Genomic DNA, 8,597 nt, shown 5'->3' on the forward strand with positions numbered 1-8,597 from the left:
TAGGGGGGTACTTCGCGTATCGGACCGTGCCGGTCCCGTCGTTTCACACCGATCCGCGTCGCCCCGGCCGGGTCCCCTCGTCCGTCGGCGCACGGCTGGGCGGGGAATCGCCCGCGGTGAGATGTTCGAGCACTTCGGCCAGTTCCTGGCAGGCCTGTTCCACGGACAGCCTGGTGTTGCGCTGCTCGGTGATCACGGCCGAGAGGAGCAGCGCGGTGAGCGCCATCGTCCCGTTGAAGGCCTGGAGTTTCATCATCACTTCGACGGAGCTCAGCCGCCGGAAGGGGCCGATGTGGTCCGTCGCCGCGATGGTGGCCATGACGGAGGCGAGGAGGGCGCACAGCATGCTGCCCGCGAGCCGGAAGCGCAGCGCCGCCCAGACGAGGAGCGGGTAGACAAGGAACAGCAGGCTGACGGAGCTGCGTGTGGCCAGGGGGATGAGGCCGCAGGCGACGAGCCCCACGACCAGGGCCTCCTTCCAGCGTGACAGCCCGATCGGCCGGCGGATCGTGTACAGCATCAGCAGGATCGGGGTGACGATCAGGACGCCCATCGCGTCGCCCACCCACCACGCGAGCCAGACGAGCCCGACGCCGTGCATGGCGAGCTTGTCCACGAGGACGAGGAAGCCGACGCCGGCGGTCGCACTGATCAGCATGGCGGTCAGCGCCCCGAGGAAGACCAGGGCGAGGCCGTCCCGCAACCGGCTCAGATCGGTCCGGAAGCCGACCCGGCGCAGCATGAGGTACGCGCACAGGGGCGCGAGGGTGTTGCCCAGGACGATGCCGGCCGCGTCGGGGCCGGGCGGGCTGATGGACATGATGACGAGCAGGGCGCCGAGCGCGATGCCCGGCCAGCAGCCCACGCCCAGGAACAGGAAGCAGGCGACCGCGACGCCGGTGGGCGGCCAGATGGGGGTGACCACGGCGTCCTGGACGGTGAGATGCCGCAGGAGTCCGAGCCGTCCCGCTCCGTAGTAACAGGCGGCGACGGCCAGCGTCTGGAGGACGTAGACGACCGGACGGCGCAGATCCCGGGTACGCACCACATCAGCCATCACACACCTGTGCCGCACGGTCGGCCAGGCGAGGGACGCGACGTCCGGCCCTACGGCTGAGGGCCGGGCTGAGAATCGGGCCCGTCGTGGCCCACGACCAGTACGGCGGCGTCGTCCTCGTGTCCCACGAGTTCGGCGCCCTTGATCACGGCCGCGGCGAGCGCATCCGCGCCCAGGCCCGCGGCGGCCGCGATGCCGGCGAGCCGCACCACGTGGTCGAGCCCGTCCTCGATGTACAGCGAGGGCCCCTCCACGACGCCGTCGGTGAGGAGGATGACGACCCCGCCGGTCGTGAGCCGGAACCGGGCGACGGGGTATTCCATCCCCTTCTCGATGCCGAGGGGCGGTCCCCCCTCGTCCTCGGCGATGCCGGACTTTCCGTCCGCCATGGCCCAGACGAAGGGGATGTGTCCGGCCCGCGCGCTCTCCAGCACCCCGGTGGACGGGTCGAGCCGTACGAAGGTGCAGGTGGCGAAGAGGTCGCTGCCCAGGGACAGGAGCAGGTCGTTCGTACGGGTGAGGAGTTCGCCGGGCTCGCTCGTGACGGAGGCGAGCGCACGGAGCCCGGCCCGGACCTGGCCCATGAAGGCGGCCGCCTCGATGTTGTGGCCCTGGACGTCCCCGATGGACAGCCCGATCCGGCCGTCGGGCATGACGAAGGCGTCGTACCAGTCCCCGCCCACGTTCAGTCCGTAGCAGGCGGGCGCGTACCGGACGGCCACGTGGCATCGCGGGGTGTCGGGCAGGTCACGGGGAAGCATGCCGCGTTGCAGGGCGATGGCCAGCTCGACCTGGGAGCGCTGCAGCTCCGCGCGTTCGCGCGCCTGTGCGGTGAGCGACCGGAGTCTGGCCAGCAGCTCGTCTCCGTCGTCCATCGGGCGCTTGCGGGGCATCGATCACTCCGGCGAGGCCATGGCCCTTTCCGGGCAAACCTCTAGATTTTATCTTCATACGATCATATAGAGCAGTTGTTCCGGAGTGGCACGGGGAAGGTCAGGCGAACACCCGTGCAAGCCCGGACAGCACGCCGGCCCCGCTGATCGGAGCCGCGCGGACCCCGACGTAGCCGTCCGGACGGATCAGGAGGGCGGTGGGCCCGTCTACGCGGTACTCGCGGCGGAACTCCGCGCCCGCGTCGTGGACCACGGGCAGGAGGAGCCCGGCCCCGTCGACCTGGGGGGCGAGCAGGCCGTAGCACGTCAGCTCTCCCCGGGCCGCGTCCCGCGCGGCACCGGCCACTTCGTCGAATCCCGTGAGCTGGTCGGGGAGGTCGGCGTAGAGCAGCAGCACGTGGTCCCGGTCGCGCAGCAGGTCGTAGAGGCGCAGCGGGTGGGCGGCGATCGGGTCCCGCAGCCCACTGCAGTCGGGAGCGCGGTCGCCCGGGCCCGGTCCGGGGTGGTCGGCGGCCGGCTCGACGAGGGCGCTGTCCCGGTACGAGATCAGCAGCTGGGCCTCACGCATCAGCACCGTGACGAGGTCGTCGGGGTCCGACTGGACGCCCTGGGCCGCGTGGCGCACGGTGCGGCCCACGACCTCCTCCCCCACGGGCCTGCGTTCCGCGTCGTAGCTGTCGAGCAGGCCCGGCTGCGCGACACCCCTGACGGCGAGCGCGAGCTTCCAGGCGAGGTTGTGGGCGTCCTGGATGCCGGTGTTCATGCCCTGTGCGCCGGTCGGCGGATGAATGTGCGCGGCGTCACCGGCGACGAAGACCCGGCCGTCGGCATAGCGGTCGACGATCCGGTGGCCGACCCGGAAGACCGACGACCAGCGCAGTGCCGAGGCGACGGCCGGCCCGGGCAAGAGCCGGTCGAGGGCCCTCTCGATGTGCTCGATCCCGGGCATCCGATCGCCGTCCAGGCCGTGCACGACCCCGTCCGCGGGCTCCGCTCCCGGCTGCCGGGCCCCGGCCAGGTCCGGCGCGGCAGGCATCGACACCCGGTACCGGGAGCGCCCCGGCACAGGGATGCAGACGAGGAGGTCGTCGACAGGCCCGTCGTCGGTGCGGTGCATGGCGCGCACGGCGTAGCCGGGCGGCAGGTCCCAGTCCAGCTCGACGTCCGCCAGCATGTACTCCTCGGGGAACGCGCCGCCCTCGAACGACAGCCCCAGTTGCTTGCGTACGACGCTGTGCGCTCCGTCGCACCCCACCAGGAATTCCGACCGCAGCTCCAGGTCCGCTCCGGCGACGGTGCGCAGCCTGCTGGTGACCCCTTTCGCGTCCTGCTCGAAGGACACGAGTTCGGTTCCCCGTTCGATCAGGGTGTCGTGCCGGGCCAGCCGTTCCTCGAGGATGCGCTCGGTCTCGTACTGGGGCAGCGCGGCGAAGCCGTACGGCACCTGCGGCGGCAACACCAGTTCGACCCGTGCCTGTTCCGCCCCGTTGACGTAGACGAGCTGTCCCCGCATCGGCAACGCGGCGTCCAGCGCCTCTCGTACGACACCGGACCGGTCCCAGATCTCGAGGGTTCTCGGCTGGACGCCCACGGCCTTGGCGTAGGGCGGCCGGGCCGGCAGCCGGTCGATCAGACGGCAGCCGACGCCCCGCCGCCGCAGTTCCAGCGCCGCCGTCAGGCCGACGGGTCCCGCGCCCGCGACCAGGACCTGGGTGTCGGCCATGTGTGCTCCCCGGCGATGCCCCGTTCCTGTCCCCAGTCATCGTCACGCGCAGGCGGACGCACGGCCACCGGACAAACGTGTCGCCCGGTCGGCTCACCTCCGCCCGGGTGACCCGGATCCTGGGCCGGCCGTGCGGGAGTGCCTCCCAGTCGTCCGTGGAGCGGGCCCGGTGAAGTCGAACCGGCCGCCCGGCGCGAGCACCGGGCGAGGAGACGCTGTGGGCGTGCACGACGTCGGAGTGGGCGTCCGGCAGGAAGCGCGGCGGCCGCTCCCGCACCGGGGTCGGCGCCGGGAGCCGTTTCTGCGGGTCCGTCTCCACGACGGTGTCCCACGCGGTGACGGGATGCCGGGGAGATGCCGGTGCCGTAGTAGTGGCCGGCCTCCAGGTGACGGATGAACCGCCGGCCGGCGTGCGCGGTTGCGGCTGCCGACCGCCGCGTCCGGATCGGCCCGGGTGCCGGAGCGCATGCCCGCGGTAGTGCGAGACGTGGTCCGCGTGCCCGCCTTCCGTGAGCGGTCCCCGAGGCGTGCGTCAGCCTCGGACAACAGGCGTGGGTCCGACGGCGGTTCGCGCGATCCGTGCGTCAGCCGGTCGGCTGGACCGGGCGTCCGTCCGGGGCAGGAGTACTGCCGGAGCGCGGCGGCCGGCCGTTCGGCCTTGTGGGCCCGGTGGCCGACCGGCTGCCGGTCCGGCTGCTCAGCGGCCGCCGGGGGCCGCTCCGCCGGAGGTCGTCCGGTGCGAGGTGCGCAGCGTGCCCACCGTCCTCAGCAGCCGGTCGGCCGGATCCCGCAGTTTCGGATGGGCCAGGACCGTGTTCCGCAGGCCCCGCACAGGTCTGCGCCACAGCCGGTACCCCGCCGCGACGGGGTGGGGCCGCGCCACGAACCCCTCCCCCACACGCAGCTCACGGGTCTTGAGCCAGTCCTTGTACTCCTTGTCACCGCGCCCCAGGTCCACCAGCGTCACACCGTCGCGGCCCGCCTCCTCGGCCGTCCGCAGATGCATCATCAACCCCGGCGAGTAGTAGCGGAGTTCGGGGTCGTACGCGGTGAACCAGGCCGCGAGCACCGTGCTCGATCGGGGTCCGAAGTGGGCGGCCACCGGCCGGTCCCCGGCGTAGAGCACGGACAGCACGCCCGTGAAGTGCTCCTCGCGGACGTGGAACAGATGGTCCACCACGTCGACGATCCACGGCCTGGCGAACCGGTCCATGCGGCCCGTCCTGCGGTACTGGGCGGACTTCCACCGCATCAGTGTGCGCAGCATCCGCGGATCGCGCTCGTCGAAGACGAACCGCACCTCGCCCACGTCGCGCCCGAGACGGCGTTCCTTCTTCAACGTCGTCTTGGCAAGCCCCGGGTACGAGCCGCGCAGCCACTCCGCGTAACTGCCCTCACCCGGCTTCACATCGATCACCGGCGAGGCGAACCGCCCGGTCACATGCCTCGCGAACGGTCTCTGTTCCTCGACGAGGTGGTCGAACTCGAATATGGACAGCCGGCAGGCCCGCAGCAACTCCTGCGCGTCCCAGACGACTCCGGGGCGGTGCACGAGGGCCTGGCAGTCGGAGAGGCCGAGGCCGATCGCCCGGCCGACGCCCAACGCGTCGCGCTCGTAGGGGAAGAAGCCCACGGGCTCCCCCTCCTCGCGCAGTACCGCCACTCTCGCCCCGCCGCGGTGCCTGCCGATCCCGATCGCGAACTCCGGGGCCAGGAACGGGTTGGCGTACTCCGGTGACTCGTCCATCGCCCGGTGCCAGGCCCGGCGCAGCGACTCGGTCAGCTCGCCGGGTCTGTGGATCGTGATGTCCACCTCAGATCGACCGTCCTTCCGCGGAGTGCGCGAGTGCCACACCGGTGGCGGCACAGGCCGGTCGGGCGTGTGGGACATGGCTCATGGATCGCATCGGCGATCGCTCCCCCCTATGACGCGATGTCCGCGTCCTGCCACTTCTCTGGACATCTGCCGATCCGCGCGGTGTACGCGCTCGTTCCGCGGTCGACGACAGAGATTCCGAATTGCTCGGCAAGGCTCAAACGTCGCGAAACAGTACGCACGCTGTCAAGGGTGCCTCCCGCATCGGTGGATTTCAGGGCGAATGGCCGAGATCGTTGCGGCCGCCCGGCGCCGCGCAGGCGGCTCCCGTCAGGCCGTGGGGCGCGTCGAGAGCGTCCGGCTGAAGGGTGTGGTGGGGCGCTCCAGGCGTTCGCCGTCCACCACGATGTCCACGGCTTCGTTGTAGAAGGCGAGGAACCCCTTGACCGCCGAGACCGCCGGGAGCGGATCGGGGTAGCTCCAGACGACGTTGGCCGGGACCTCTGCCTCGCCGCCCCAGGACCAGTACTCGGCCCTTCCCTTGTACGGGCAGCCGCTGCCGTGGGCCGTGGGCACGAGCAGATCCAGGCGCACGTCCTCACGGGGGATGTAGTAGCGGGTCGGCAGGCCCGTCTCGAAGAGCAGCACCGGGCGGCTGGTGTCCGCCACCACCGTGCCGCCGATCTCGACCACGACGTGACGGCTGCTCGCCAGGGCGTCCACGCGTTTGTGCGGGTCGCGCGGGTGCACGAAGATCTCTTCCTCCTCCTCGTACCAGTGGTCGAGGCCGCGGCCGGTGCGCTCGGACCATTCGAAGGCGATGTGTCCGGCCAGGTCGGCGGCGGGGAAGGTCCAGGCCGCGTTCTCCAGCGGTTCGCCGTCGACTTCGAGGTCGTAGAAGATCCGTGAGCCGGTGTGGGCACCGGCCGGCGGGTTCTTCGCCGGGCGCAGCAGCTCCTCGCGGACCTCTTCGCGCGGGAAGGCGTACAGCGGTACGGGCACGCCGGGCTCCCAGACGAGGACGGGGTGTCTGCTGTCCACCACGGTGATGCCGCCCTTGCGGCCGCGCACCCAGCGGCCGCTGGGCTCCCAGAGGAGGCCTTCGGGGGTGGAGCGTACGGATGCCGCGGTGCGGAGTGTGGTCATGTGCCCTTCTCCCTTCCCGTGGTTCAGTAACGCCCACGACCGCACACCGCGTTCCCATCCATTGGATTCCCTATGCCGGACATTGGATTCCTCATTGGAAAGCTATGGCTTGCGGACATACCTTCGTCGGCGTCGCCGCGCTGACGATCCGCGTCCGCGGTGGTTCCCTTGGAGAATCAGCATGTCGAAGATCCTTTTCGTGATGACCGGCGTCGACCACTGGACGCTCGCCGACGGCACCCGGCACCCCACCGGTTTCTGGGCCGAGGAGGCCGTCGCCCCGTACCGGGCGTTCAGGGCCGCCGGCCACGAGATCGTCGTCGCCACGCCCGGCGGTGTTGTTCCCACCGTGGACAGGGGCAGCCTCGCGCCGGATGTCAACGGCGGCCGGGAGGGCGCCGACGAGATCGCGGACGGGCTCGCCGCGATGACGGAGCTGGAACACCCGATCGCGCTGGAGGACGTCGACCTCGCCGACTACGCGGCCGTCTTCTACCCCGGCGGTCACGGCCCGATGGAGGACCTGGCCGTCGACGCGGCCTCGGGCCGGCTGCTCGTCGACGCCCTGGACTCGGGCAAGCCGCTCGCCGTGGTCTGTCACGGCCCGGCCGCGCTCCTGGCCGCCGTCCGTGCGGACGGCTCCAACGCCTTCGCCGGATACGAGGTGGCCGCGTTCACCAACGCCGAGGAGACGCAGGCCGGCCTGGGCGGCAGGGCGAAGTGGCTCCTCGAGAGCAGGCTCGTGGAGGCCGGTGTGAAGGTCCGGGTCGGCGAGCCGTGGGCGCCGAACGTGGTCGTCGACCGCAATCTCGTGACCGGCCAGAACCCGTCCTCGTCCGCTCCGCTGGCGACGGAGGTCCTCCGGAAGCTGACCGCCTGAGCCGTGCCGCCGGCATCGCGATCGCCCTGGCGGCGGGCCGGGGGCCGGTGAGCGACGGCCCGCCGGCCCGCAGTCTGCCGCAGGACGTCACCTCCGGCCCCCGAGCAGGGAAGGAGCGGTGTCCGGCCCGCTTGTGAGTGCCGTCACAATCGGCTGGTGGCGGAACTCGTCGTGGAACCGCGACGGCTCGGCACCACCGGCCCGGCTCTTGTCACCGCCGTGTCACAGACGATCAACAGCGGAAACCCGGGCTTCGGCTTACCTGTCTCCATGGACGAGTGCCGGCAGCGGGCCGGCCCGGGCATTCCGATATCGGGGGCGTCATGCAGTACGGGAAGAACATTCGCAGAGCGACGATGGCGATGGCGGCCATGTCCGCCGCGCTGGTGGTGACCGCCTGCCAGCCGGGCGGCGACGAGTCCGGGGCCGAGTCGCCGTCGCAGACGCCGACCACGGCGTCCGCCACGCCGACACCGGGCGCTCCGAGTGCGAAGCCCTCCGAAGCGGGCACGCCGAAGTCCTCCCCCACCAGCACTTCCGGCGGATCCGGCTCGTCGGGCAAGACGCCGAAGACGTGCGCGGTGACCGCCCTGAACGCGAGCGCCTACCAGGCGGCCGATCGCCCGGACGGCACGGGGACCGGGGCGGCGGTGGTCGAGTTCACCAACACCTCGGCACAGGCCTGCGTCCTGCAGGGGCACCCTTCGGTGGCCGGAGCGGGCAACGGTTCCCCCCAGCACAACCGTCCGCTGGCGGTGACCCCCACGGGCACGGCCTCGCCGGTCACGGTGGCGCCGGGGGCCAAGGCATGGGTGAAGCTGACGTTCGTACAGGTTCAGGGCGAGGCCGACGGCTACTGCCAGTCCGGTGCGAAGCCGGTCGTGTATCCGACGATGGTGATCGGTCTGCCCGGCTCCGGGTTGCACCAGGTCGCCCTGAAGGACGGCCAGTTCGCCGAGTGCGACGACAAGGTCACCGTCACCGCGGTGTCGGCGGCCAAGCCGTCCTGAACCGGTGGCGGGGGGGGGGGGCGCGGGGGGGGGGGCCGCCCCCCCAGGGGAGGGGAGACAGCGCCGGGGAGA

The 8,597-nt window shown here is 71.7% G+C and carries 7 protein-coding genes; 2 read left to right on the forward strand and 5 right to left on the reverse strand.

Going from position 1 to position 8,597, the window contains the following annotated elements:
• Window positions 1–43: 43 nt before the first annotated feature.
• From ACFW2E_RS28440 to ACFW2E_RS28460, 5 genes are all read right to left on the reverse strand, one after another.
• A complete protein-coding gene (locus ACFW2E_RS28440) occupies window positions 44–1,057 on the reverse strand; it encodes an MASE1 domain-containing protein (protein ID WP_384469921.1) in 1,014 nt (337 codons plus the stop codon).
• A gap of 50 nt (window positions 1,058–1,107) precedes the next feature.
• A complete protein-coding gene (locus ACFW2E_RS28445) occupies window positions 1,108–1,950 on the reverse strand; it encodes a PP2C family protein-serine/threonine phosphatase (RefSeq protein ID WP_384469922.1) in 843 nt (280 codons plus the stop codon).
• Between the two features lie 100 nt (window positions 1,951–2,050).
• Window positions 2,051–3,673, reverse strand: coding sequence for an FAD-dependent monooxygenase (locus tag ACFW2E_RS28450; RefSeq protein WP_384469923.1), 1,623 nt, complete (start codon window positions 3,671–3,673; stop codon window positions 2,051–2,053).
• 697 nt (window positions 3,674–4,370) lie between these two features.
• Window positions 4,371–5,486, reverse strand: coding sequence for a GNAT family N-acetyltransferase (locus ACFW2E_RS28455; protein ID WP_384469924.1), 1,116 nt, complete (start codon window positions 5,484–5,486; stop codon window positions 4,371–4,373).
• A 333-nt stretch (window positions 5,487–5,819) separates the two neighbouring features.
• Entirely contained in the window at window positions 5,820–6,635 is an 816-nt protein-coding gene (locus ACFW2E_RS28460) for a DUF427 domain-containing protein (protein ID WP_384469925.1), read from the reverse strand.
• 181 nt (window positions 6,636–6,816) lie between these two features.
• Here ACFW2E_RS28460 and ACFW2E_RS28465 point away from each other — a divergent pair, with 181 nt between their 5' ends.
• Both ACFW2E_RS28465 and ACFW2E_RS28470 read left to right on the forward strand, forming a co-directional pair.
• Window positions 6,817–7,515 (forward strand): type 1 glutamine amidotransferase domain-containing protein, encoded by a 699-nt coding sequence (locus ACFW2E_RS28465; RefSeq protein ID WP_384469926.1) that lies wholly within the window; start codon window positions 6,817–6,819, stop codon window positions 7,513–7,515.
• A 323-nt stretch (window positions 7,516–7,838) separates the two neighbouring features.
• Entirely contained in the window at window positions 7,839–8,525 is a 687-nt protein-coding gene (locus ACFW2E_RS28470) for a DUF4232 domain-containing protein (protein ID WP_384469927.1), read from the forward strand.
• Window positions 8,526–8,597 lie beyond the last annotated feature (72 nt).

The sequence above is a fragment of the Streptomyces sp. NPDC058964 genome (genome assembly GCF_042741275.1).
Lineage (GTDB): Bacteria > Actinomycetota > Actinomycetes > Streptomycetales > Streptomycetaceae > Streptomyces.